Source organism: Microbacterium sp. HMH0099, from assembly GCF_049384025.1.
In the GTDB taxonomy this organism is placed as follows: domain Bacteria; phylum Actinomycetota; class Actinomycetes; order Actinomycetales; family Microbacteriaceae; genus Microbacterium.
In genome coordinates this window covers 460,316-485,320 of sequence record NZ_JBMRJR010000002.1, presented here as the reverse complement: position 1 = coordinate 485,320, position 25,005 = coordinate 460,316, and the positions used below count along the sequence as shown (strand labels likewise).

Here is a 25,005-nt window from a genome sequence, read left to right as displayed (position 1 = left end):
TCGGCCGGGGCCGCTGGGGCGTCTCCGGGTTGTTGTGTTGTTTCTCACCTGGGTGGGTGAGCTTGTGCCCGACCGCGCAGAGGGTCGGAAGTGTTACTTGTAGAAGATGTGCCACCAGCCGTCGAGGCGTATGGCGTCGTAGGTGGCGGCGATGCGTTCGTCGACCACGGCGTGGTTCCAGCGGAGGTGGTCGTCGGGGATGCCTTGCTCGTCCATCACGTTCTTGATGGCGTCGAGCCAGCCCAGGCCGTCGAGGACGTCGCGGCGAAATTCGGCGAAGTGTTCCCAGGCGTCGACGTAGGCGTCGTGGAAGGTCTCGTCGAGGTTGGCTGCGGCGATGTTGGTGTCGGGCAGCAGGAGGTATGCGGCGGCGCCTGCCCCGCTCTCTTTGACGAGGGCGAGGACGCGGAGGGCGTCGTCGGGGTCGCGGAGCGTGCCCAGCGAGCGGTCGACGGAGGCCTGGGCTTCTGGACCGAACCGGTCGTCGCCCCATTCCTGTTTCTCTGGTCTCTGGTCGGGTGGCGGTGGTGTTTCGGGGCTCATGGTTCCTCCTTTCGTGATTCGGTTGATGCGGTGTCGGCGATGGGGTCGATAGTGGTGGTGAGCTGGTCTGGGGTGATGATGGTAAACAGCTTGTGCGGCAGCTTCAGGTCAGCGTGGATCGCGCTTTGGAGGCGCTGTACGCGCCGCTGTTTGGGCACGACCCACAGCACCCGCGGGAACACGCCGTGCTCGGCTTGGGCGCGGCCGGTGGCCTTGTAGGCGGCGTAGACACGGCACTTGGCGAGGAGCACGGGCGTGCTTTCGGTGCCGCGGTCGATCTCGATGTACCAGTGGTCTTCAAACTCGGACGTGGCCAGGGTGGCAAACAGGTCGGGTTTGAGCATGGCGGTGGTGCCGTGGCTGGTGAGGAAGGTCCGCCAGGCTTCCGTCTCGACGAGCACAGCGGCGAGTTCGAGGTCGATGTTTCGGCTGAGCTCGTGGAGGGTGACGACGGTCTCGGTGACCTGGAGGTGGTGGTCGAGGAAGGCCGTTGTCGGGTCGCCGACGTGTCGGCGGGGAGCGCCGCGGGGCCTGGTGAGGCGTTCGCCGGCGACGTCGAGGTGCCAGATGAATCCGGCGGAGCCGTGGCGGATGCCGCCGATGCGTCGGTCGAGGCGAGCGACGAGGCGGCGCTCGAGGAGCCGGTCGAGGACGCGGAGGCAGGCCCTTGTGGCAGCGCTGCTGGTGGCATGAGCGGTGAAGTGCATGCGGCAGAGGTGTGTAGTGCTGGCGAACTTATGCGTGGAGAGGAAGCGGAGGATGGTCCAGTCCCTGGCGCTGAGGCTGCCTGCGATGTCCTGCAGGGCGCGTCGTCCAATGCCGCTCATGCTCGTGCCCTCCGCGGTACAGGGGATCCCGCCAGGGGCGGGATAGTCCGCAGCCGCAAGGTACCAACAGGGGCGGAACTACGCGGGACGAGGGTTTGTCTCGGCAACGTGACCGGACGGGCGACCCGACAGGCAGGCTTCTCTTCCAGGCGGGTCATTGCGGGCCTCGTTTCCGGCGTCCGAGGGGTTCGTCCTCGCTCTCTTCGTTGTTTGACGTGGTGATGTCGGGGTCGTCGAAGATGAGTGGAACTGCGCCGTTGGGCGCTTCGTCGGGTGCTTCGGGGTGTGGGCGGCCATAGCGGGCTTCGGCTTCGGCGGTGACTGCCTTGACAGAAGAGACGGCTTTGGGAGGTGGGAGGACTTGGGCGGAGAACCAGCCGGTGCGGGTGCCACCTGATTGCAGGCTGGTGTAGATCTCGTAGGGCGGGAGCTGGGTGAAGTCCTCGGCGTCGAGGCCGGTGATGCGAGCAGCCGAGCGGGCGTCGTCGTCCTCGAGGCCGAAGATGATCTTGTTCCTCGCGTTGTTGTCGATGGTGCGCATCAGCTTCTCCGGCATTTGCGACCGGTTTTGGTGTGCGAGGTGCCAGGCCGCGCCCAGGGAGCGGGATTGCTCAAGGGCTTCGCCGAGGTCGCCGATGTGGAGGAAGTGCTGGGCTTCGTCGATGTAGATCGACACGGGGGTGCGCTTCTCGAGCGGGACGGCTGCGCGGCCCAGGATGAGCTGCCAGAGCTGTGCGACGACGAGGGATCCGAGCAGGCTGGCGGCCTGCGTGCCCAGGAGCCCCTTGTTGAGGCTGACGACGAGGATGCGGGGCTTGACGAACAGGTCCGCGAGGTCGAACGCGGGACGGGTTTGTTCCAGCACCGCCCGCACACCGGGGCGGAGCAGGAATTGCCGGAGCCGGGTCATGACGGGTCCGACCGCGGCGGCTTGTTGGCCGGGGCTCTTGGCGTCGTACTGCGCCCAGAAGGACTGCAGCGTCGGGTCCGAGATCTGCGCGACGACCTTTCGTCGATAGACCGGGTCGGTCAGGAGCGTCGGCAGCACGGCCAGGCTCGCCTCGGGCGCGTACGTCAGAGTGATGAATGAGGCGTGCAGGGTATCTGCGGTCAGCGGGCCAAAGGCGCTCGGGAACAGACCGCGGAACAGATCGAGCATGATCTCCGCGACGAGCGGGCGCCGGTCCTCCATGCCGTGGCGGTCGAACCCGGCAAACGGGTTGATCCCGGCCGGGCGCTTCAACAGTGGGTCGATGATCGCGACGTGCCCAGTCCGCTTCTCCGGGACGACGCTGAGCACGTCCTGAGCGAGGTCGCGCTTGGGGTCGATGACGACAACTGAGCGACCGGCGTCGAGGTCGTTTCTGATCAGGTGGACGAATAGCGTGCTCTTCCCGGATCCAGTAGGCCCGTAGACGTGGGTGTGACGGAGCGCGTCGGACATGTCGATGCCGACGGCAGCGGTCGTGCCGGGGGCGGTCGAGACCGCGAACCTGCGACTTTTCGGCGCTCGGTAGGTCGCGGGCGGGGCGATGAGCTTCGGATGCCGACTCGGCAGACCGGGCAGGTCGTTGTCGCCGATCGGCCAGCCCAGCAGCGGCAGGAGTTCGTCGGGCGTCAGGCGAAGCGGTTGGCGCAGCGGGACTGTGCCGTCGTTGAGGCGGTCGGGGTTCTTGCTCGTGAGTGTCACGGTCGTGCCGCTGGACTGCATCGTCCGAAGCGCCGCGAGCAGGCCCAGCACGAGCAGGCGCCGCCGCACCGGTGACGGGGTAGTGACACCGATGCGGACGACTGCACGGAAACGGTACTGAGCCAGCTTGTCCTGCATCCGGCCCCGGATACCGGTCGGTGCGGGGCGCGCGCCCGTCAGGAGGAGGTCGGTGACGGTGAGCGTGGGGTCCACCGCCGAGGGGGACACCAGCTCGGGCGGGAGGGCGCGGCCGAGTACTACCTGCAGTACGAGGACGTCGCCGCGGTCTTTCGCTCCCGACAGTGCTCCCAGGATGGCCCGTAGCGTCTCAGTAGTGGCGTCGACGGAAAGACCGAGGTTGCGTTGTCGGATGCTGACCCGCCCGGCCCGGTCGATCACCGCCCGCGGGGTGACCGTCTCTGTGATGGCGACCCCGGGGACGAGGCGACGCAGCAGGCTCGCCGCGGAGGAGAGATCGACCCCTTCCCCACCGAGGAGGTATCGGGTCACGCCGGCCTCCGTTCTCACCTCAAACAGCAGCGGTCGTCGTGACTGGTCCGCGGCGAGGGCACGAAGAAACCCGGTCATGACGGCAGCGTCCAACGGGCGCGTCCAGTGCACTTCCCTCCACTCGATCAGCGGCTTCATGAACGCGCCTCCTCGTCCTCGACGGTTTCAGCGGGAGGCGACTTCGTCTCGTCATCGGTCTCCGCGGTCGTCGCGCGGGCCTGCATGGCGGCGTGCTCGAGGAGCGCGCGGGCGAGCTTGTTGTAGTCCGGCTGCTCGAGACGTTCACCGACCACGCGGATGCGGTATTCCCGTCTCGGGCGGCCACGCCCACGGCGGGGTTGCGAGGAGCGGCTCATGAGCGACCCCCTACCGAAGCCACCGGTCGCGCCGCCACCGCACCACCAGGACGGCGAACCAAATGATGATGGCGGCTGCGGCCAAGCCGATCAGCCACCAGACGATCTGCTGGAAGATCCAGACCGCCGCCCACAGCAGGATGCAGGCGAGTAACACTGCCCACGCGGCGGACACGAACCGGGCGACCGGTCCCTTCTCGGGCGACGACATGAACGAGCTCCTTCGCGGTGGTCGACGTGACGGGGATGATGATGTGCGCGAACTCAGGCATCGAGCGCCTCCTCGGCAGCGGCGAGGTTCTTCGCGTGTAGTCGGTCGCTCGGAACGGGATACCCGGGGACTCTGATGTCGGAGTCGACTTGATTGCCCCAGACATTCCACCCGGGAAACGGGCGGCGAGCGAACAATTCCAGATACGGGCCAGGACTCATGCGCATCACCATCTGATGCACTTCTTCCGGCTTATGGCTGTGCGCTTGACGTGGCAACATTGCGAATGACCGCTGCCCACGAAATTTGACCGGGAGCTTGCCCTTGACGCCGATGAGCAGCGTCTCGTGAGCGTGGCGGAAGTATTGACCGAGGCCCATTCGATCTTTACCCCAGACAAATTCGTCCTTGTATTCGAATCCCCAGGCGCGCATGACGTCCTCCGCGATGTACCGGGTGGCGGGGTAGCACCACAGGTAGAGATGGGCGTTGTCGGCGGCGAGGTTCTTCACTGGCATGGCCATGATGCGCTCCAGGCTCATCAGGTTGTAGTGCCCCTGAGCGCCGTGCTTTCCGAGTTGACCCGCCTGCCACGGCGGGTCGGCGATGATGCACGAGAACTTCTCGCCGGAGGAGACGAGGCCGGGCGGCGCGTTCTCCGAGGTGGTCGTGTTGATGTTGGTTGTGTTCATGGAAACCCTCCTTTCCAGCAGCCGAAGTGAAGAATGCGGGCACGCCGAACGTCGCTCCTAATGAGGACGTTTGAGGCGATCCGCGGGGGCTGCTGTCCATACTTATGACGGACGCGAATCGATTCGTAAAGCGTCCGGTCGGTCTGACTTGTGTTCCGTAAAGACGGATCTAAGAATTTGCCTGCGTTCAGGCGGTTTGGCCTCTTTTGTGAAGAGAACTCCAGGGCGGCGGAGACGGATGTCTCCGTCGCCCCGGGCTTCCCTCCCGTCGGGCTATTGGGGGAGCTCCCCGCGGTGCAGATAGGACTCGCGGATCATGGCTTTTCGTGCTTCGTGCGCGTCGGCACCGAGTTCAGCGGCGAGTTGCAGGATGGTCGCGCGGAGTTCTGCCTGCGTCCGGTCGAGTTCGGCCTCGATGCGGGCGCGCTTGGCATCTCGGCGGCGTTCGATCTGCTCGCCGATCCACCCGATCATGTCGGGCACCTTGTCGAGGAGGGCGAAGAATGCGAGGAGCGGTAGGCCGGCGAGAACCACGAGACCGAGGACCATGTCACGAGAACCTCGTGATCGTCCGCGCGGCGCCCATGGCGTAGGCGTCGACGATGTGCTTGTAGCGAGCCTCGCCGAGAGGGGCGACCTGGATGAGGTGGGTCTCCAGCGCCGACAGGCTCCCGACTTCGTTCAGTGCCAGCTCGGCAATGAATCCGCGGCCTTGCTCGACCATTGCCGCCACCACTGCGCGGGAGCGGACCTGGTCGATCTCGCGTCCCGTCTGGCGCTGGACCCGAGCGTTCATCTGCGCGAGGCCTGCGGCGGTGAATCCGGATCCCAGGGCGGACAACTCTTTGCTCGTTTCGAACATCAATGTCTCCTTCTGCTCCGACTCGGAGCATCTCGATCCCGATCGGAGGCGAGCCCGTCGCTGCCTCTCAAGGTCGGTACGTCGATTCGAGCAGACCTCAAATCCTTCGCAACACTTCGACCAGGTTGTTTTTGAGGAAAAGGAAAAACCCCGATGCCGTGCGGAATCGGGGGGAGGGTTGGCCGTGAGAATTACTCGATGGTTGTGGTGCGTGAGGTCACGAAGGTCTGGTGCGAAACGCCGCGAGAGCTTCGTGGTCGCCCCAGTGAGCGAGGGATCGTTCGATCCTGGCTGCTTCGTATGTGCCTTGAGCGAAGGCGGGATGCTCTATCACCGTGACGTGGGAGTCGAGTCGCGTGACGAACTCCAGCACAACACCGTATTCGCCAGCGCGCGGGTCGGGCTCGCGGCGAGGGAAGGCGCTGCCCGGCTCGGCGTACAGCTCATCGATGCCTTGCTGCTTGTTCTCCCCGTTCCACAACGCCACCGTGCAGATCACCACTCGGAGATAGATATCGTAAGTGGGGCAGTAGCGGGTTGCGTCGCCGTACGTAAGCCATGCAAGCAGCAGGTCCGCCAGGCACCGCACGAGACCTTCGTCGATGAGGGCATGCGCATAGTGCTCAGCGAATGCTTTCAGCGATGAGCACGCGTCTAGCTCTGTACCGGGATAGTGCATGAGGTACCCGTACATGTCGACAAAGTCACCGGCAATTTCGTCGCCATCGTTCTTGTCGTTGTGTTCTTCGGCCATGGGAGGCCTCCCTTCATTGGGGGCCAACCCAGCGCTATTTATATACGATTGAATGCATATTGTCAACTCCGCTGCGATACAATGCGCGAGTGCCAGACAACTCTTCGGTGTTCGACCCAGACGCCCTCGCGACAAGTTTCGGTGAATGGGTAAGTAATTTTCCGGATACCCCACTTTTTGTGACCGATCCAATCGTGGAGCATGCAGCAACGAAGTGGGGATTAAGTTCAGTCGCCGCGCGAGAAGTGTTACTGAACGAGCTATCCAAGATACTGAAGGGACCTGAACTCGAGAGTGCACACCTTCTCGCAGCGGGGTGGCTGCTTAACATGCGTGAAAGATCAATCGCGCAAATCCATCGCGATACAAATGGTGCTCTGTATTCCGGGCAAGAAGAAAAACTAGTGGAACAGCTCGCGAAGGGCAACAAGGGTGCGAGTCGCACGGTGGCGTACTACGTACTAAAGGCTCGAACTCAGCGCTGGGCGGGCAAGAATTTGAGGCACCCTCATACGGCTTTTCTATATAAACAAGGTGAAAGGCTAACTCCGCGCGCGCAAGAAGTTGCGGACTCGCTCCTGGTCGCTCTGTTAGCAGCGATTGATCAGCACGCAGAATCCAGGACCAAATCGGTGAGCACATCGAGCGGTGACGACCCCAAGCCGCGCGCGAGCAATTCTGCCCTCAGCGACCACGCTTCCCCGCCAGGCGAGCTCAGGACCTCAGATAGTCGGTCTGTCGATGAAGTCGACTCAGCGGCACCGGCTGCGAGCGAGTCGCCAATCTCGTTCAACTGGCGGCCCCTGACAAGATGGGTCGCCCCTGCCCTCACCGTGACCGCTGTGCTCACTAGCGGCTATGTAGCGTACGTCGGCGCCATGAATTCCCCTGGCTCTCAGATTGCTCTTCAGCCGGGAGCAACGTCTACGAGCATTCACACGTTCATCCCTGGTGCCGAGTACGCGCAGAGATTTGCGGAGACCCCGCAAGATCAAAGCATCTCAACATGCTGGAGTCGCTCCTACGTTTCCGCGCGACGGGATGCGCGACTGTGCGCGTACGGCGGCTCGTCTGGTGGCATCGTGCGCGACCCGTGTTTCACCTACCGAGACCAGGGCGTCGTCTGTGTCGACCCGCGGGATGTGTACGACCCTGCGGAGTCCACGCCAGGAGTCGTAGCCCGCGAACCCAACATCGTCGACGGACCCGCCTACCTCAAAGGAGGAGAGATCGTCGGAGCGGAGCAGGCCGATCAAACGGAGTACCCGTGGTCAATGAAGATCAGGGTCGGTGCGATTCCCGTCGACTACATCTGCGTTCCACTGCTTAGCCCCAATGCAAGTTTTTCCCGCGTCACGTTCACGTGCGAGGCCGGTGGGCCGGATCGTCCCATCGTCAGCATCGGCGACGATGAGTTCCGGTCGGGTCGTTGGTTGGTGGTCTCACCCCCGGGAGCAGTGCATGCCACCGCGCTCGACAGGAGCGCGCCGACCTGGACTGTAGAAGTCGCGGATCCGGGCACGAACACACTCACGACCGCCCCGGTGTTGGAGGCTTGGTTCTAGCTCTGATTCGGCAAGTCTCTTTGGGTCTTGGGTAGGGCAATTTGCTCAGCTCGAATCCCGTCTATACGAACGAAACTTGGACTGTTGAGCTCTCAGATCCGGCTACCGATTAGATCGCGACTGCCAACCTTGCGAACGCTTAGTTCTGGTGGTGTACGGCCCCGATGCCGGTGGGATGGACGAGTCGGGAACCCTGGCGTGTCAGCCGTCGCGGCGAAGGCTCATGTACAACATCAAGCACCCTGGGTGGGTGAGTGTTTGGAATGTGTAGGACTACGCGAAATCGCAACTCCATTTCGAGCGCGGATGGCTCGAAGTCGAGCAGGGAGTACACATGAAGCGCCGCCGCGTTGCCTACTCGGGCGGAGTGGTTAAGCGGCTTTCGCTCAGTAAGTCAGCTGGACACAGACCTAGGTCCGCCGCCAGACGCTCGACGGATCGGAGACTTAGGTTCCGTAGCCCCTGCTCGATTCCGCCGATATAGGTGCGGTGGTAACCCAGCTTCTCGGCGAACTGCTCCTGGCTGAGACCGAGCTTCTGTCGGTGGGCGCGTAGATTGCGTCCAAGCGTTCGTTGCAGGTCACCTTCCACTCTCCCAGCACAGTCTGATGCTACTTATCCATCTACAGACTTATAAGTCTCGCTCACGTGAGCTAGCCGCGCCGCCGCGCATCGCTGGCGACCTCAGACATCGCCGCCGCAAGCCGATCCGCGCTCTCGAGCGTGAGGCAGAAAGTTCGAGCCTGTTCAGCGCCGACGCCGATCAGGACGTAGGTGGTCTTGGCGCCCCAAGGGCGCTCAAGGCACACGTCGAAGGGTAGGGAAACTTCGACTCTCGGCCCCTCCGATTCGACGGGGCCGGCTAGCTCGCTGAGTTGCAGCTCGTGGCACGTGCTGAAGTGCCAGCGCTGGTGATCATCGCCCTGATGTTCGTGCTCAGCGACGCACCACGAGGGGCAGTGCTCCTCGTTCTCGCGCCCATGGCCGCGATCGTTCCCTGTCATGCGTGATCCCTCTCTCAACGCGGCCCGACGACGCATCGGTGCGGTCTCGAAATGTATTGCCGGAGCCGATCGCGGGGGAAGTCATCTGTCGAGGCGGATCTCATGGAGGCCGGGTCGATAGTCGACGGCCGCGCCCACCACGTGGAGTCGTCAGACCCGCGCGAGGCGCAGAAAGTGACGTCGCCGCAGATGTGGAGGGTGGCCGCTTGGTGTGCTACTTATAAGTAGCGCCTCGGCGCATCCGCAGCAATGACATATCCGATGGGACTTCTGATGCTCAAAAGCACGAGACGCGGGGGCCGTCTCCGCCCGCTCAATACCAATCCCGAAGGGAACAGCGGGCACCGCAACCTTCCAAGCCGTCGAGGTTCGAGGTGGGCAGCACGGCTTGCAGTGATTGCTGGCGGAGCGCTCCTCTTGGCGGGGTGTTCCGCGCCTGAGTCGGCGCCAGTTGACGATGGGTCCGTGGCGACACCGATCAGCTACCCCGTGCCGGATGGCTGCCCCAGCGGCAAGGAGCTTGGCCAAGCGTATGTCGATGACCCGGCATGGGCACGGGCCGTCAACGCAGACCTCCTCAGCGGGGAGCTTCGATCACCACTTCCTGCCGGCGGATGCGCCTACTTCGTCGGTGATGTCGGTGCGGCGAAGAACGGCGTCGACACGTATCAGCGGGTGATTGTGGCGTACTTCAATCTCGACACGCCTGGTCGGCTGACCCCGGGCGACCTCCGCGCGTGGGGTCTACAAGCTGGCGGTGTGCCGACTGAGCAAACAGACGCCGAAGGAAACCCCACAGGTGAGACCTCGGACACCAGCCTGACGCTGCCCGACAACTTCACCTACTTCAACAACGCGGGGGTGGGCTGGGTCGACGGCGTCACGACCATGCGCTATCGGGAGACACCGATTCCGGCTTTCACGCAGGGCTCCAGTGGCCAGGTCGAGTTCTACCTCAAAGCCGACCGCGCCAAGGCCATCGAAGAAGCATCGGTCACCGGTGGAACCGTCTCCGACGCCATGTCAGGCATCATCGCCATAGATACCTCGGCAACCGCTGTCACACTGACCGCCATCGACCCGACGACAGGGGCCACGACGGCGACTCGCACGTTCGAAGGCACGCAACCGGTGACGCCGCGCGTGAACATGGCGTCGTCGTACATCGCGCAGTAGGGCTTCTCACCCGACTTGACACGTGTTGCGGCCACCACGACCATCGCCGCCGACGACTCCACCCACGTCGGTTGGATTACGCAGGGTGGTCAGTTCGTCGACGTCACCCAGGCTGTGAGCGGCACTCAGTCCGATTTCTCGGACACCCTTCGGCACTCGTCGCCCGTGTTCGGCGCAGACGGCGCGTTCTACTACCTCGACGACGGCAGCGAAGAGGTCAAACGCATTCCCGCTAGCGCAACGTCCGCCGACGCACTCGCAGCCAGCGCACCCGAAACCGTCATGTCCGGTGTCGATGAGTCATTCTTCGTCTGGCCGAGCGGCACCGTCACTCCATGTAGCGCAACGTGCGCACCGCACAGTGAAGGGACACAGCCCGGGCCATTCGGACAAGGCGCGACCGTCAACGACTGGCTCGACCCGAACACCCTCATCTGCACCACGAACACGCTCACCGAGATCGATCTGTACGCCCCATACCCCGCGGGGTCGGACCCCATGTACAAGGGACGCTGGGCCTGCGGAGCCGAAGGTACCGACTTGAGCTTGCTTCCTGAGACGGAACGCGAGAACTGGAGTCCCGTCGGATCGTCCGATGGACAGACGGTCGCGTTCATCTCCTCGCCCGAGCCCGGGTCGGGAGCACCCGAACTGTTCACCATCGGGCGAGGGGGTGGCGATCCGAAGAAGCTCATCACCGACAAGTCCTTCGCTCGCACCGAGACCGGCTGGTTCGGATCGATCAACCGCGTCCAGCTACTCGACTGGCGGTGACGACGGGCACCCCGACCCGCTGACCAGCCACCACAACGACCCGAGGATCGTTTCCGATGAAGACAGATGAACTTGAACTCACCATCCCCAGGACGTTGAACGACGTTCGGGGCGCGCTGCAGCAGTCGCTGCAGCGCGTCCGTGCGAAGTCGATCGAGACGCTCGACTTCGGGAGCGACCCACTGGCCGCGCCCACCGAAGCCGCTGACATCCAGCTCGTCGTTTCCGGCCAGGGTCTCGTCGGCGGTGCATGGGGCATCCAGATTTTTGTCGTCGCCGATGACGCCGAATGCGACGTCCTGCTGATCGCACTCGGCGACGACGCGTTCACCCGCATCGTCAAGAGCGGCTTGCGGTACAGCTACTCGCTCAGCAAGAGCATTCAGATCCGAAACACCATCGCCGCGCACCTCCATTGAGACAAGGAACATCACCATGGACGACAAGTACGACAAGGTTCTTTTCAAGGCCGAACTCAGCGGCATCTCGAAGCTTACCGCCAACGAGCTTCATACCCTCAAGGTGCTCCTCAAAGAAGGCAGCGCAAGAGGCAACCGAGCCCGTCAACTTCTCAACGGCTAAGACATGTCCGCTCGGTGCAACTCCGTGAGGCAAGGTAAGTCATCAGCGTCCCACGGGCTTCTCGATCGAGTTCGGCGGTAGCGCTCATTTCTCATCGGACTGACCGGTCAGCCGGTAGAGAAACTGATAATTCACACGACATGGGCGAGATGCTGAGCAGGATAACCCATCTCCCAGAAAATCGATGAATTTCCGTGTACGATTTTCCCATCATGGCAATCAAGCACATCGCACAGATCACCGACGACCTCGACGGCACCGTTCTCGAGCAGGGTGAGGGAAAGCAGATCACCTTCTCCGTCGACGGCCGAGCCTACGAGATTGATCTCTCTGAGAGCAACGCAGACTCGTTCTATAAGGCGCTCGCGCCGTATATAGACGCTGCTCGTGTTACCAGCCACTCCAACTCGCGAGGAGGGCGTCAGCCGTCCCGTGCCAAGAGTGATGTGGATCTTGCGGCCGTCCGCGAGTGGGCGCGCGCGAATGGCCACACAGTGAGCGACCGCGGGCGCGTTCCGGCGACGATTGTGGAGGCTTACAAGTTAGCCACCGCCTGACGAAGACGCGTACAGAACGCCCCCTGCCTCATGAGCGGGGGTGTTCCGTATACGTGCCGAAATGAAGCTAGCCGCCGCTGAGGACTAGCCGGTTCTCGGCCATAAGAGAGGATCCTCGTTGGGTCTTCGGAGCAACCCACAGGGGGCGGCAACTCTCCACGAGGCAAGGTGCACAGCTCTGAGTGTCTGGGGTCGCAGTTACGGTCGATGAATGCAAACCTCAACATCACGAAAAAACCTTCGCTCTGTCTACGTTCCGTGGAATGGCCAAGTGCCGGTCGACCGCCGATCGTCGCAAGTGTTCGCCGTCGCCCGGGACTTGGCGTCCAAAGAGCGTCTGCCCGTGATGGGTATCGCGGCAACCAAGGATCAGTTGCCGGACGGATGGGGGAAGCTCCCGTACCGAACGCGGAAGTCCTCGGTGGCTGCACTCGACGGACCTGCAGTCCGGATTTACTTCTGGCCGTCGCTTGATGATCTCGCGTCGATGGCCCCGGCAAGCGCCGGCTTCGTGATCGTTCTCGAGTGGGAGGCAGGGGAGCTGGCCGGGTGGGCGAGACACAACCAAGCGCTGAACTTCGACACGCGCGAGGAACTCGTTCCCGCCCGGTCAGGCGGGGCGATGGAGCTTTACGAACGCATCGCTTGGAGCGGGAACAATGGATGGCGCGACGACTGGGGCAAGAGGGACGCCGTCAGCGACATGCGCAAGCTTCGTGACATGGACGAGTTCGACGCTCTCGATCTCGCCGGCTACATGATCGGACGGCGGGGAAACCGAGCGATCCGGCAGCTTCTGCATCTCGCTCGGGGTGTGTAAGGCGCGTTTGTCAGTGCAACGCTGAGGCCTAAAACCAGCTCATCACGTCGTCATCAGGCGCATTACGAAAGTAGTGACGTTCGAACGGCTGAGGCATCAGTGCTGCAGGCGACACGGGATCTTGCCTCGAACTGTTGAGCTGCGCGGGGCGCCACGCGCTTGCATTGCCTTCTACTGGTTCGACTGCGGTTCCGCCCATAATCACTCGATGTTCCTCGACGGCGCCGACCCATCCGGGAAACCTGTAGCTCATGCTGAAGATGACGACCTCATAAGGACCTTCGACCGAAGTGTCTCCCTGCGCCCACCCCGCGAGCTCCACCCATCGCCCCACTGTTTCAGTGCGGGAGACTTCAATTGTTCGCGACTCTCCTGGGGGAACGGCAAGGTCGAGTGGGCGTGTTGAGGGATCCGAATCGGACCGGTACTGCGCCTCCATAAATCTCGGGCCGTCGTTGATTACAGTGACCGTTCCCTTTGCCCGAAGAAGCTTCGAGGAGTCCCGTGGGAGCACATACTCGGTCTGAGTCACAAGGTCTCTGCTTCGGTCCTCAACAAAAATGGATGCGGGCGATTCGGCAGGGTCAAGGACTTCGGCATGGAGATACGCGGTGACCGTTACGCGTGGCATCTCGGCATCGATGTGCGCCTTCAGTGCATCGTCGCGGAGCGCTTCACCTTGACTCAACTCCGCACGGGCGACATCGACGGCGTCGATAGCCGCGCGGGTGCTCTGTCGGGTTTGCACCGCTTGCCACGCGACCACGGCCGCGCTGACCGCAGAGATGGCTGCGGCGATGATCGAGACGATGACCGATGCGCCTTCTAATGAGGTGCTGTTCACCCGCTAAGTCTGCCCGATAGTGCGTGGATGGCCCGGCCTAGCAGCAAGACTTTCCTTAGCTGCTTCGCTCGGCTTGGTCTCGTTGAGTCTTGTTGTTCGCTTCGTCTGCGGAATCGGTCGTCGCGTGGCGAGCGATCATGGTCTCCGTTGTGTCAGTAGGCTCGGTGAAATGGGGCTTCTGTGGTTTGTAGGCGCGGGAACTGTTGTGATGGGCATCGTGTGGGAAGCGCGCGTTATCAGAAAACACTTTGACTCGGACGTGAACGTCAGGCTCATGAAACCCGTTGGCTGGACCTTCGCGATAGCCGGCGCGGTCGCGAACGCCCTCGCCGCCTTCCTACCTCTTCCCGCCGCTGTTGTCTTCGGATTCACCCTCATCGGCGCATTCGTTGGTCTGTTTGGCTCTGGGCTGCTTGCTGTGCGAGGCGTCGCCGTAGTAAGTCGGAAGAAGCAGAGCAGGCCGACATGGTCTGTGGTCTTCGGCTTCGCGCTGAGCGCTGCGGGATTCATTGTGATGACCTACGACAACCTCGCGCCTTACATGTGACCTAGGCGACGGCTTCGCAGTGCGATCGGACGGTTGGCATTCCAAGCGTGTCGTCGTTCACTGGATACAGCGGGTGCTGCAGTTCAGTCCTGGTTCCCGCTCCACGGCTTCGTTGCCGGTATGCGGTCTTGGAGAGAACCATCCGAGTTCTCGGGCCGCACCCGTCAAGGAAGGTGACCCGCCCATGAGCGAGCCCAACACCACCACCCCACCCGCCTCAGCTGCGTCCGCGAACGGACTCGGCTACGGCCCGATCAAACCCCTTGCGGTCAGACTCAACGAGTCGACCCGCACCCAGCTGGACATCATCGCCCAGCTCAACGACCGGACCGTCACCGACGAAGTCCGCCTCGCCATCGAAGCCTGGATCGACAAGACCAAAGCCGACCCAGCCATCCAACGCCGCGCGAAAGATGTCCGCGACGAAATCGAACGCGAGGCAGCGGGCAAGCGCGACGCCATCGCCGCCATCTTCGACGCCACACCGGCGCCGAAGTCGCCGCGAACGCCGCCAAAGCCCCGGGACAGCTGACAGTTCCACCTCACCCGGGCGGCCGGCTCGAGCGACGTCCCACCCGAACGCTTGCTCGCCGGCCGCCCCGCACCCACTCGGCCGCGCCGCTTGCCCGACCTCGTTTGTGCTCTGCGATCCCACGAGAACCATCCCGGTTCCCGGTCGCACGCACAAAGGAGAAACACCACCATGGTGCAGGGCATCATCATTCCGGCAGACAACACCGCACCGCTCAAGACCGCCACGTTGGATTCTCTCCAGGACTACCAGCAGGCTGTCGGCGGCTGGACCGAAGCGGTCGACATCCCTGATCTCGGCGTCACGATGTACGTCAACGAAGAGGGACTCATCCGCGACCTGCCGTTCAACCGGCGCGCCACGTTCCTGTGGCGGTTCCACGTTCCGCAGGCCCGCGACGCACGTCTTGTCGGCGACGTCGCGGTCGTTGGTCTGACCAATGATGAGGGCGAGAACACGGAGCTACCGAGCGAACTCGCGCGCCGACTGCTCGAGCCTGGTGTCTACCGAGTCCGGACTCGCGAACGCGGCGAGAACCGGTGGCACGAGGAACCGATTGACCGTGACGACTACCTCGAGACGGTGGTCTGGGCGACGCTCCTGCGGGAGATGTCACCAGCTCTAGAAGTGCGGATCGAGCGCGTCGGCCGTGTCGAAAGCGAGAGCAATCATCCTTGACGAAGGGCGTGGTCATCATTGATGGCTGCCGCCCCTCTGCGTCGCCCCTCACAGACGTCGGTCCCATCGAACTCGGTGCGTCGATGGCGGTGGGCGCGTCACCGCTCTGAGTTGGGCGGCGTGTCTTCACCATGGTGTGAACTTCCCGTGATTTCATTCATTCATGCAGATCGAAGATCACGGCCCCGAGGCTACGATCGGCCGACTCGCGAACACTCTGGAGCTCTGTTTCCACGCGCTGTCGGAGGGAATCGCGCTCGCGGAGGAGGTTCACGCGCAGAACGGTTGGGATTCTCGCGCCGATCCGCAGATGTTCTCGCACCTCGTTCGGCGCGAGGCGTTGGACATCATCAAGGGTCAGAACCCGGAGGCCCGCGATGAGGACAATCTGGGTGCTGCTATGAGCGGTCTGCATCTGACGATCGGCGAGACCGACCAACTTCGAATTTGGCACGGATCGGGAGGGGAAGTGCGCGTACCCTCGACCGAGACCGGTCGCAGCTTCCTCAAGCAGGCTTCAAGCTCCGCCTTATACGTTCCCATTTTCGGGGTTCCGGAGATGCCATCGGAGTGTCACACGATCTTGCTGTGGGAACACAAGAACGGCACATTGAGTCGGTTCACACTGATCCGTCCGCTTGATGCGGAATCAGGTCATGTGGTCGCCGACTGGCGCGAGCCGTTGCTGCTCAGATTCAGTCACCACGTCGAAGACCTGGCCTACCGTCCTCGTCCGGCGGTTGGGCGGAAGGAGCTCCAAGGTTCATGATTTACGGGGCCAGATTGCGACAAGCGCGAGAGATGGCCCTGATGACGCAGGCGGAACTCGCCCGTGAAACGCAGATCGCTCAAGCGCACTTGTCGCGTGCTGAGCGAGACTCGTACGACCTGGGGCCGGACCGGCTGACGTTGTTGGCTGCGCATCTTGAGTTTCCGACGTCCTTCTTTTCAACGCCACAGGTGGTCGACTTCGGCCAACGACCAGTCCATTTCCGGTCGCAGGCAGGCATGTCGATGAAGCAGGCTGATCAGGCAACGCGCACAGGGGAGGTCGTAGCCGAAGCGGTGTGGCGGCTTGAGACTCAATTTGTAGGCCCACCGCTTCGGATGCCTATTGCTCAGCAGGATCCCGTCAGCGCGGCAGCTTCGGCGCGGTTGGCTCTTGGTCTCGGACAGGACGAGCCCGTCGGCGGGCTCCCGATTTTGCTCGAACGCATGGGTGTGACCGTCATCGGATTGCCTCTGCGCGCGATGCGTCGAGACGCCTTTTCGCTGTGGGTTGGGGACAAGCCCGTCATCGCACTTCTTCACACCGACGCGGGAGACAGGCAGCTCTGGTCAACCGCTCATGAGGTGGGACACCTCCTGCTCCACCGCGGTCTACCCGCAAATCGCGACATCGAATCATCCGCAGACGAATTCGCGCTTCAATTCCTCACCCCACCGAGCGTGTTGGATTCGGAGATGCCGGCTCATCCCACGATGAGTGATTTCGCCCTGCTCAAAAGGCGATGGGGCGTCTCAATCGCAGCCTTGATCCGCCTTGCGCGGCGTTTGGACCGGCTGACGCCAGAGCAGTACACCAGCCTGTTCAAACAGATGAGTGCGCGGGGCGAGCGCTTGCGCGAGCGAACATTCATTCCGCCGGTCAAGCCGCGGGGGTTGCGAGCTATGGCAGAACTCGCATACGGCGTTGCCCCGGCGTCGGGCCTGGCTGAGGAGAACCAGTGGTCGCTTCGGTTCACAGAGCGAGTACTCGAGCGGCACGCTCGAGCAGACGAGTTGCCCCTGAAGAAGCTGCCGGCGCGCCACGTGCGCGGGAATGTCACCAACATCAACGCGGCGAGGCGGGCACGGGCGAACCGTCATTCGGTCTGAGCGACCGCGGGTCTCTGCTGCGGCGTGGTCTTCGGGAGACGGGCATCGCTTGAGCCGGACCGCGGATCGACTCGCGAGCGGAACATACCGATCGTATGCACGCCTTGGACTTGCGTGGTGAGGAAGTCCGAGGCTTAGGCGCGCGGCTTAGGTAGCGTGGGGGTGTGACCTCACAGCCTGCCCGCGATGTGTTGATCGGCCAGCTCATCAAACGCGATCCGGTTCGCACGGAAGCGGACATCCAGGCCGACATCTATGGGCTACTCACTGTCGGCGACCTGAACATTGGCCTTGATCAGGCGCACATGGAGGCGCCCTCCGCGGACGGCACTCGGCGTCGTATTGATGTCGAGGTCGGGCAAGTAGCGATCGAAGTCAAGAAGGATCTTCGCAACCAAACGGTGCGGGCCGATGGCGAGTCTCAGCTGGAGGGTTACATCACGACACGAACCGAGCAGTCAGGCGCCCACTACTCAGGTGTCCTCACCGACGGCGTTCTCTGGCTGCTGTTCAATGTCGGTGCCGAGGGGCGTCGACTCGTCGCCGAACTGGACATGACGGGCAAGGAACCGCCTGTTCTCGTGGGATGGCTCGAAGCTGTCCTATCGACGCAGACACAGGTGAAGCCCACACCAGCTGAAATCGTCCGGCGACTCGGAGCCAACTCCCCGGCCCACCTCGTCGATGTCGCCGCATTCCGAGACCTCTATCAAGCGAATGCAGGCAACACAGAAGTTGCACTCAAGCGCGAACTATGGGCCAAGCTCCTTCGCACCGCTTTCGGGTCCGCGTTCGAAGACGACGAGGCCCTCTTCATCAACCACACCCTGCTCGTTCTCACCGCGGAGATCATCGCTCACGCCGCCCTCGGGTTCGACGTGAGTGCAAAGGGCGGAATCAGCGCCAAGCAGCTCAGCCTTGGCACTGAGTTCTCGAACGCACAGATCGTCGGTGTCGTGCAAGCGGACTTCTTCGACTGGCTCCTCGACGTCAAGGGCGGCGAAGAGCTCATCGCAAACGTCGCCCGACGGATAGCCCAGTTCAGCTGGGATCATGTCGAGCACGACGTACTGAAGCTCCTCTACGAATCCGTGATCGACACGAGTGACCGAAAGGCGCTGGGCGAGTATTACACGCCCGACTGGATGGCTCAAGCCATCGTCGACGCAAACGTAGACGCTCCTCTGACTCAACGTGTTGCAGATGTGGCATGCGGTTCGGGTACGTTCCTGTTCCACGCCATTCGCCGGTACCTCGCCGCAGCGGAGCAAGCCGGCATGTCGAACGGTGAGGCAATCAGCGGGGTGACGTCGCACGTCACCGGCATGGACGTCCATCCAGTGGCGGTCACCATTGCCCGCGTCACGTATTTGCTCGCCATCGGCGTGGAACGGCTCACCGCCGACGACCGTGGGCCACTCGTCGTGCCTGTTTACCTCGGTGACTCTCTGCAATGGGAACAGCAGGCAGACATCTTCGCCTCCGAAGAGCAGCTCACCATCGCAACATCAGGCGCCGACCTTGTGGAGGCTGGTGCGGCGCTCTTCCACGACGATCTCGTCTTCCCGAAGTCGGTCCTCCGGGACGCGACAAACTTCGATCGGCTCGTCAACGCGATGTCAGACAAGGCATCCGACACAAGCAACCGGACCAGTAAGACGGTGATCTCGCCGACACTTCGCCAGTTCGGCATCCCCGAGCAGGACATGGATGTCCTCGTCGCCACCTACGACACCATGCGCAGACTGCACGCCGATGGACGCGACAGCATCTGGGGCTACTACGTTCGTAATCTCGTTCGTCCCACATGGCTGTCCACGGACGACAACAAGGTTGATGTCCTAGTCGGCAACCCGCCCTGGTTGCGGTACGGGGCGATGACCGGCCCGATGCAGACGCGCTTCACCGCAATGCTCAAAGCTCGCGGCCTCATCACCGGCAGAGCTGGCGCCACCGGCAGGGACCTCGCGCCGCTGTTCGTTGTGCGGGCCACTGAGCTTTACCTGCGAGCAGGTGGCAGGTTTGCGATGATCGTTCCCCACGGAGTTCTCACTCGCCAACCGCACGCTGAGTTCCGTTCGGGGCGCTGGGGGAGCACCATTCTCGATCTGCGCGTGCAGTTTGGTCGCGCGTGGGACCTGCAGAAGGCCGCGACCGGATTCCCAAATCACGCAGCCGTCGTCGTCGGCAACCGCGGAACGACGTCTAAGGCGATGACCGCAGAGGTCGAGGCATGGTCGACGAAGGGCGCAAAGTCCGACGTCACATGGGATGAGATGCTCCCGCGTCTGACACGAGATGTCACCACGGTTGGGGTGACAAGCGAAGAAGACGCAGCAGCCACGTTCTCCATCTATCGCAAGAGGTTCCGTCAGGGGGCGGTCCTCGCGCCTCGAATGTTGACGTTCGTCGAGGAAGGCAGGTCGAGCCCGCTAGGAGCTGGTGCGGGGCGTGTCTCAGTCGTCTCCCGTAAGACGAACCAGGATAAGCCGCCGTGGAAGTCGCTGCCGGCGATCTCGAACGTAGTCGAGAAGACATTTGTCCGTCCTGTTCATCTCGGTGAGACCACGCTCCCATTCCGCACTAGGACGCCCCTGAAGGCGGTGCTACCGATCTCGCCAAAGACCGGAAAGCTTCTCTCATCCAACGAGATCGCTGAGCATGAAGGCCTCTCAAGCTGGTGGGTCGCGGCGGAGGAGATTTGGAACGCCAACAAGTCGGCGAACGACCCTGGTTCGTTCCTCGACCGCATTGACTACATCGGTCAGTTGAGCGCTCAGCTTCCTTCAGCGAGCCAGCGCGTTGTCTACACAAAGGCGGGCAACTCAATCGCCGCGGCGCGAGTTGCCGACCCCGACGCGATCATTGATCACATGTTGTACTGGGCGGCCGCAAACACGATAGATGAAGCACGCTACCTGGTCGGCATACTCAATTCGGCAGCCGTGCTCGAGAGAGTCAGACCGTTTATGGCCGTCGGTCTTTTCGGCCCCCGACACTTCGACAAGAACGTTTTCAGGGCCCGGATAATGCCCTACGACCCGACCAACACTTTGCACGTCGCGCTCGCCGAATCCGTGGGTAATGCTGAGGACGTAGCAAGTACGGTCGATACCTCGAGCGCTAAGACCTTCCAGGCCGCCCGCAAACTGGTCCGGTCCGAACTCGAGCGTCAGGATATACTTCGAGACATTGAGGATCTCGTTCTCAAAGTAGTTCCCGAGGTCACGGCCAACTCATCATCGCTTGCGTAGTTGTAACCTAGCCAGCAGTTTTTTGTACGTCATCTGCCGACACCTGGTTGTGGGCTAGAAAATTAGTCCGTACCTTCTCCCGGAGGTCATCGTCAGGTCGAGTGAGTTGACGGCGGCGCTTTTCAAGTCACGAACTGCTTTTTCATCTGTCGCATCTAGCTCGAACCGATCTGCGGCCTCGGGGCCCGGTGCCAGGCGAGTGAAGAGTAGATACGAGTGATCGTACGAGTCAAGACCGTTCTGCTCGGGGATTGGAAGGTTGATCTTATCCATCTCGTTGTTGCCGAAGCGCACTGATCGTTCCACGAATTGCGTGCCGGGCCGTCGCACTCGCATCTCAACCTTTCCGAAATTGTGGTTCTTGGGGACACGCGTGGACTCGAACCCGAAAAAGACGCGAGTACCTCTTGGGGTGTCTAGCTGGTTCCCCGGCTTTTGCGGCCCGCGGTTCTTCGATATGGTGCCGGTATCAATCCAGAGGTGTCTCGCGTTAGCAAGCTGAATGGTCAGTGAGCTCGACACGTCCGGACCTGCCGTAGGCCTGAGGTACTGTCGTGTGGCGGCGGTGCGTTCCTCTGGCGGTTTTCGGGGCCGCGGCTTCCCGCGATAGGCGTCACGGTACGCATCGCGGATATCGCACCAAGGTACAGAGGTCGCCCACGCGTCATCGAACCAGGCAATGGTGTTCCTCAATGTCTGGAGCTGGCGCCGCTCTGATCGTGAGGGACGGCTCGACCAAGACTGTCCAACGACGATCTCTGATCCGGTCGCGAGCGCACTGGCGGTGAGGTTGGCTGAGCCCACTACTGACGCGCAAGACTCGCTCCACGACGCGCCTCGAAAGATGAATGCTTTGGCATGGAAGGTCGACCGGGGCAATAAACTCGGAGACGCTAGAACCTGAGACGCATTGGGTATCCGGACTTCGGAGTTGGATAGCTGCGCGATCCGGTCCAATGCCTGGGGCTGAGTGATCCCGAAGTCGATGCTGACCAGGAATCTTTTTGAGGCGCGGTCCCATCGTGGGTTGGTGAGCGCGTCGTCCAGCAGTCGAACTCCGGCCGTGCTCGCGTAGGCGACCGCGACATCGACCATTGTGTAATCGTCCGCAGCTGAGGCGGCACGCGCCAGCGCTCTCAGTACAGCCTCAACTCGTCCGCTCGAGACATCTTGTGCGTGTATTGCGACGTGGTACCCCACCCGACCCCCGCTCTCTGGCTTGACGGGATGCGTGAACGCACCCGATGCTCGGGCCTAGCTTTTCAGCCCCCTGTCTCCGTGCGCCTAAGAGTGAGGCCCGGCGTGTCGCGCTTATCTCACGTCGCGCCTACAGTTCGTCAGGCATACGCTGCCCAAAGGGGTGTCGGTCCATATCCGAAGCATCCAAGCGGATGAGTCAGGCGGTTCTGTGTCCCGGTTGCGAGGGAGATCCCGGCCACCGGTTCGCAGTAGGTTGTCGGAGTGAGCGTCGCGAAGTATCACCACATCAACCCACAGTTCGTACTTCGCGGCTTCGCGGACGAAAACGAGCGAATCAGGACCATTCGTCTACCTGAACGGAAGGGCCGCACCTCGCTGGTTGAGAAGACAGGCGGCGAGAACCACCTGAACTCGATACCTGGCCATCCGAGTGGCTCCGATGTGTTTGAGAGGCGACTGGGTGAGGGTATCGAGTCCGAGACCGCGCTCCTGTTCGAACGCATCGACGAGGGCGACTGGCCGCTACCTCGCACCGACCGCGACACTCTCGCGGAGTTCATCGCATTACAGATGTTGCGCGGACCCGAGCGGCGCCGGCAGATGGAGTCGGCCGCGGGAGGGCTGTTCTCCAAAGCGGCGGGCCAATTGGGCCGAGAGAAGTTTGGAGAGTTGGCGTCGGATATCGTTGGGCGACCACTCAGCGAGGCAGATGTCGACGAGATGTGGTCTGCTGTCCTTGACCCCGGTGGCTTCCGGTTGCCGCAGACAGCTCGTGACCACATCGAATTGATGGGCGAGGCCACCGGCGAGATCGCTGGGTTCCTTGCGTGTCGTCCGTGGACATTAGTGCGGTTCACGGACCGCGCACTCATCACCAGCGACGCTCCCGTATCGCTGGTCGCCCACGAGCAGGCCGGTCCGTGGATGGGCGTTGGTGTCCGGGATGCCCGGCTCGTGCTGTACCCGATGACTCGGAGAATCGGTCTTGTCATGCGGAACCCGTTTGACGGCCGCTACTCAATCGACGACGACCTTGGCGCGCTCATAGAGAAAACGCGCTCGGGGCTTTTTGACGATCGGTCATTCGGGACCAAAGAAATCGAGAGGACGATGAATGCGTGTACGGCGGCCCACGCAGCGAGCAACATCTATCATCATCCCGACGACTCTCAGTTTGTCCCCTTCGATTTTCGGGAGAAGTAGAACGGTCCCGCGCCTGCGGTTGCCCGAACGCTTCGCCGACGCGCCGAATCCCCTGGCCCGCTTTCAAACGGACGCCATGCAGCCGGTGAAACGAATCTCCCAGCGCCCCCGCTCACATCCAAGGGCGTATCGCGTACCTGACGCCGCGTGAGTTACTCAATCAGTTTGCCACCGCAGCCGGACGCGGATCCGCCCAGTCGCTAGGGGGGGTTGCAACGATTCGCCACACCAGCCACCACACATAAAAGGGGTACGGAGAGCGCTCTTCTTCGTCGGAAATCTGGCCATGGGCTACGCGATGGCGAAGGTTGGGACCCCCTACATCGCCGAAAAGAGCGCGAAGCTCGAAAGCCAACGAGACCCCGAAGACCTGTTCGAGCTTCCCGGATTTGAGAAGCGAAGGCAGGCTGGTCTCGTCTTCTACTCCGTCGGCGTAGCGGCTGGTCCGATCGTCGATGGCCTTCAGCTGTTCGCGGACGAGGTGCTCGGTTTGCGGGATCAGGAGATGGAAGGCGGTGAAGAAGTCGCCCGTGAACCCGTAAAACAGTGCTGTTCCAACCGATGTCGTCCTGTCCTTGGGAGTCATGTCGCTCTGGGAGGCGATGTCGACGAAGTCCGAGTGGGACCAGTGCTGTGTTTCGTGGAGGTGCTGCCAGACCGGGTGCAGAAGCTGGGGGACGATCGTGTGGACGCGAAATTCGTGGCTGCGCATCATCTGGTGCCACACAGGGGAGGGGACCCCGAAGACCTGTTTCTTGCTGTTGCCGGTGACTGCGCTCACCCGGCCGTCCTTTTCGATGGTCCGGCGGGGTGTGTCGGTGAGAAGCGCGAAGTTCTTGCGGATGTTTTCTGCGTCGGCGAGCTCTGCTGCGTAGTCCGTGAGGTCGATGAGGCGCAGGAATATCGCTTGGGCATCGTCGTCCTTGGCGTTGGCGATCTGAGAGAGCGCATGATCCCGCGTGGCGCTCAGGTCGGGGAGCGGGGTGCTTCTACGAGTGCTGTGGGACACGATGATCTTCCCGGCGCCGCGGATGTCGGCAGTGAGTTCATTGCCGAGGTCTACGAGAGCCCGGACGGTGCGGGCTCGGATTGAGGTCCGTAGGTAGTTTCTGTGTGCACGGTGGAGAAGTTCCGACGCGTAGAAAGCGCTGTCGACACGAGCATCTGCGATGTGCCCTCGTGCTTCCTCCTGGAGCGTCAATGCAAGATCGAGCAGCAGGTCGTCTGAACGATCGCGATCTCCTGCGATGGCAGCCCATTCCGCTGCCTCCTCAAGCTCGATGGCGGACCGGCTGCTTCGTGCGGTGAATGAGAACTGGCAGGCTAGCCGTTTCGCATGGCGGTGGGTGCGTTTGTCCTCACGTAAGCGTCGACTGAATGAGATGTAGTGCAGATCCGGGAGGGGAGCGAAGATGAGCTCTACCACCCGGTCCTCAATCTGCTCCACCACCGCGCGATGCGCGGGACCAAAGCCTCCCAGCTCCAGGGCGCGGGTCACGAGGTCCATATCGCACGGCTTGAAGCCCGGTTCCGCTATAGCTTCTCGCAGGCTCTCCAGCATTGTCAGTGCTGCGTCCGCTCGCGCGCGCCCCGCGCTCCGTAGCGCGATCAAATCCAAGCATCGGACCCGTAGCCGCCAGCTGTCCGCGAGGGCGGCGAGGTTGATGACGATCCGCATATCGTCTGCAGTGAGATCTGCCGGGCCGATATCTCCGGGGAGCCACGGCCTGTAAGGCGCAGAACGATCCGAGGGGTTGAAAATGTAGTCCTCAATCGAGGTGGCAATCTTCTTCGCGCGCTGCGCATCAACGGCTTGGGGGCTCACGTCGGGTGCCGGCGATCGGTTGACGTCGCCGCGCCACCGCTCATCATCCGTCATGCGGTGAGAGTATCGCCAATATCACCAGGCGTGGTCGGCACCGGCACGCGGTTGGCCACGCTGTCAG

At 62.5% G+C, this 25,005-nt stretch carries 28 protein-coding genes; 14 read left to right on the top strand and 14 right to left on the bottom strand.

The window, feature by feature from the left end; all coding sequences use genetic code 11:
- Positions 1–93: 93 nt before the first annotated feature.
- The 9 genes from ACO03V_RS06050 to ACO03V_RS06010 all read right to left on the bottom strand — a co-directional run bounded on the left by ACO03V_RS06050 (position 94) and on the right by ACO03V_RS06010 (position 6,445).
- Positions 94–543, bottom strand: a complete 450-nt coding sequence (locus ACO03V_RS06050; protein WP_423136975.1) for a hypothetical protein — start codon at positions 541–543, stop codon at positions 94–96.
- Positions 540–1,370 carry a replication-relaxation family protein gene (locus tag ACO03V_RS06045; RefSeq protein ID WP_423136974.1) on the bottom strand — a complete coding sequence of 277 codons (831 nt, stop codon included), beginning with the start codon at positions 1,368–1,370 and terminating at the stop codon, positions 540–542. The genes ACO03V_RS06050 and ACO03V_RS06045 overlap by 4 nt, the downstream gene beginning before the upstream one ends.
- 154 nt (positions 1,371–1,524) lie before the next feature.
- Positions 1,525–3,708 (bottom strand): type IV secretory system conjugative DNA transfer family protein, encoded by a 2,184-nt coding sequence (locus tag ACO03V_RS06040; RefSeq protein ID WP_423136973.1) that lies wholly within the window; start codon positions 3,706–3,708, stop codon positions 1,525–1,527.
- Complete coding sequence (locus tag ACO03V_RS06035; protein ID WP_423136972.1) at positions 3,705–3,863, bottom strand: hypothetical protein; 159 nt, start codon at positions 3,861–3,863, stop codon at positions 3,705–3,707. The genes ACO03V_RS06040 and ACO03V_RS06035 overlap by 4 nt, the downstream gene beginning before the upstream one ends.
- Positions 3,864–3,936: 73 nt before the next feature.
- Positions 3,937–4,137, bottom strand: a complete 201-nt coding sequence (locus tag ACO03V_RS06030) for a hypothetical protein (RefSeq protein ID WP_423136971.1) — start codon at positions 4,135–4,137, stop codon at positions 3,937–3,939.
- Positions 4,138–4,190: 53 nt separating this feature from the next.
- Entirely contained in the window at positions 4,191–4,829 is a 639-nt protein-coding gene (locus ACO03V_RS06025; protein WP_423136970.1) for an MT-A70 family methyltransferase, read from the bottom strand.
- Positions 4,830–5,102: 273 nt separating this feature from the next.
- Positions 5,103–5,378 carry a hypothetical protein gene (locus ACO03V_RS06020; protein WP_423136969.1) on the bottom strand — a complete coding sequence of 92 codons (276 nt, stop codon included), beginning with the start codon at positions 5,376–5,378 and terminating at the stop codon, positions 5,103–5,105.
- A gap of 1 nt (position 5,379) precedes the next feature.
- Positions 5,380–5,691: a hypothetical protein gene (locus ACO03V_RS06015; protein ID WP_423136968.1), complete on the bottom strand. Its 312-nt coding sequence runs from the start codon at positions 5,689–5,691 to the stop codon at positions 5,380–5,382.
- Positions 5,692–5,908: 217 nt separating this feature from the next.
- Entirely contained in the window at positions 5,909–6,445 is a 537-nt protein-coding gene (locus ACO03V_RS06010; protein ID WP_423136967.1) for a hypothetical protein, read from the bottom strand.
- A gap of 89 nt (positions 6,446–6,534) precedes the next feature.
- Here ACO03V_RS06010 and ACO03V_RS06005 point away from each other — a divergent pair, with 89 nt between their 5' ends.
- Positions 6,535–8,010 (top strand): hypothetical protein, encoded by a 1,476-nt coding sequence (locus tag ACO03V_RS06005; RefSeq protein ID WP_423136966.1) that lies wholly within the window; start codon positions 6,535–6,537, stop codon positions 8,008–8,010.
- A 354-nt stretch (positions 8,011–8,364) separates the two neighbouring features.
- On the opposite strand, the gene ACO03V_RS06000 is transcribed toward ACO03V_RS06005, so the two are convergent.
- The gene (locus tag ACO03V_RS06000) at positions 8,365–8,601 is read right to left on the bottom strand and encodes a helix-turn-helix domain-containing protein (protein WP_423136965.1); all 237 of its coding nucleotides are present in this window, start codon (positions 8,599–8,601) and stop codon (positions 8,365–8,367) included.
- A gap of 62 nt (positions 8,602–8,663) precedes the next feature.
- Positions 8,664–9,014 carry a DUF6907 domain-containing protein gene (locus ACO03V_RS05995; RefSeq protein WP_423136964.1) on the bottom strand — a complete coding sequence of 117 codons (351 nt, stop codon included), beginning with the start codon at positions 9,012–9,014 and terminating at the stop codon, positions 8,664–8,666.
- Between the two features lie 465 nt (positions 9,015–9,479).
- On the opposite strand from ACO03V_RS05995, the gene ACO03V_RS05990 reads away from it, so the two are divergent.
- From ACO03V_RS05990 to ACO03V_RS05965, 6 genes are all read left to right on the top strand, one after another.
- Positions 9,480–10,190, top strand: coding sequence for a hypothetical protein (locus ACO03V_RS05990; RefSeq protein WP_423136963.1), 711 nt, complete (start codon positions 9,480–9,482; stop codon positions 10,188–10,190).
- Positions 10,191–10,205: 15 nt separating this feature from the next.
- Positions 10,206–10,964: a hypothetical protein gene (locus ACO03V_RS05985; protein WP_423136962.1), complete on the top strand. Its 759-nt coding sequence runs from the start codon at positions 10,206–10,208 to the stop codon at positions 10,962–10,964.
- A gap of 56 nt (positions 10,965–11,020) precedes the next feature.
- A complete protein-coding gene (locus ACO03V_RS05980) occupies positions 11,021–11,383 on the top strand; it encodes a hypothetical protein (protein WP_423136961.1) in 363 nt (120 codons plus the stop codon).
- Between the two features lie 16 nt (positions 11,384–11,399).
- Entirely contained in the window at positions 11,400–11,546 is a 147-nt protein-coding gene (locus ACO03V_RS05975) for a hypothetical protein (protein ID WP_423136960.1), read from the top strand.
- Between the two features lie 212 nt (positions 11,547–11,758).
- Positions 11,759–12,103, top strand: coding sequence for a histone-like nucleoid-structuring protein Lsr2 (locus tag ACO03V_RS05970; protein ID WP_423136959.1), 345 nt, complete (start codon positions 11,759–11,761; stop codon positions 12,101–12,103).
- 271 nt (positions 12,104–12,374) lie between these two features.
- A complete protein-coding gene (locus ACO03V_RS05965) occupies positions 12,375–12,923 on the top strand; it encodes a hypothetical protein (protein WP_423136958.1) in 549 nt (182 codons plus the stop codon).
- 28 nt (positions 12,924–12,951) lie between these two features.
- Here ACO03V_RS05965 and ACO03V_RS05960 read toward each other — a convergent pair whose 3' ends face one another.
- Positions 12,952–13,767 carry a hypothetical protein gene (locus ACO03V_RS05960; protein ID WP_423136957.1) on the bottom strand — a complete coding sequence of 272 codons (816 nt, stop codon included), beginning with the start codon at positions 13,765–13,767 and terminating at the stop codon, positions 12,952–12,954.
- A gap of 169 nt (positions 13,768–13,936) precedes the next feature.
- On the opposite strand from ACO03V_RS05960, the gene ACO03V_RS05955 reads away from it, so the two are divergent.
- The 6 genes from ACO03V_RS05955 to ACO03V_RS05930 all read left to right on the top strand — a co-directional run bounded on the left by ACO03V_RS05955 (position 13,937) and on the right by ACO03V_RS05930 (position 20,656).
- Positions 13,937–14,314, top strand: coding sequence for a hypothetical protein (locus tag ACO03V_RS05955; RefSeq protein WP_423136956.1), 378 nt, complete (start codon positions 13,937–13,939; stop codon positions 14,312–14,314).
- A 184-nt stretch (positions 14,315–14,498) separates the two neighbouring features.
- Entirely contained in the window at positions 14,499–14,846 is a 348-nt protein-coding gene (locus ACO03V_RS05950; protein WP_423136955.1) for a hypothetical protein, read from the top strand.
- Between the two features lie 171 nt (positions 14,847–15,017).
- Positions 15,018–15,524 (top strand): DUF3846 domain-containing protein, encoded by a 507-nt coding sequence (locus ACO03V_RS05945; RefSeq protein ID WP_423136954.1) that lies wholly within the window; start codon positions 15,018–15,020, stop codon positions 15,522–15,524.
- A gap of 163 nt (positions 15,525–15,687) precedes the next feature.
- Positions 15,688–16,293, top strand: coding sequence for a hypothetical protein (locus ACO03V_RS05940; RefSeq protein WP_423136953.1), 606 nt, complete (start codon positions 15,688–15,690; stop codon positions 16,291–16,293).
- Positions 16,290–17,402 (top strand): XRE family transcriptional regulator, encoded by a 1,113-nt coding sequence (locus tag ACO03V_RS05935; protein WP_423136952.1) that lies wholly within the window; start codon positions 16,290–16,292, stop codon positions 17,400–17,402. Before ACO03V_RS05940 ends, ACO03V_RS05935 begins: the two co-directional genes overlap by 4 nt.
- Before the next feature lie 164 nt (positions 17,403–17,566).
- Positions 17,567–20,656, top strand: a complete 3,090-nt coding sequence (locus ACO03V_RS05930; RefSeq protein ID WP_423136951.1) for an N-6 DNA methylase — start codon at positions 17,567–17,569, stop codon at positions 20,654–20,656.
- A 54-nt stretch (positions 20,657–20,710) separates the two neighbouring features.
- On the opposite strand, the gene ACO03V_RS05925 is transcribed toward ACO03V_RS05930, so the two are convergent.
- The gene (locus ACO03V_RS05925) at positions 20,711–21,751 is read right to left on the bottom strand and encodes a hypothetical protein (RefSeq protein ID WP_423136950.1); all 1,041 of its coding nucleotides are present in this window, start codon (positions 21,749–21,751) and stop codon (positions 20,711–20,713) included.
- Between the two features lie 366 nt (positions 21,752–22,117).
- Between ACO03V_RS05925 and ACO03V_RS05920 the strand changes: the two genes are divergently transcribed.
- Positions 22,118–23,059, top strand: a complete 942-nt coding sequence (locus ACO03V_RS05920; protein WP_423136949.1) for a DUF4238 domain-containing protein — start codon at positions 22,118–22,120, stop codon at positions 23,057–23,059.
- Between the two features lie 160 nt (positions 23,060–23,219).
- On the opposite strand, the gene ACO03V_RS05915 is transcribed toward ACO03V_RS05920, so the two are convergent.
- Entirely contained in the window at positions 23,220–24,938 is a 1,719-nt protein-coding gene (locus ACO03V_RS05915) for a DUF4209 domain-containing protein (RefSeq protein ID WP_423136948.1), read from the bottom strand.
- Positions 24,939–25,005: the final 67 nt, after the last annotated feature.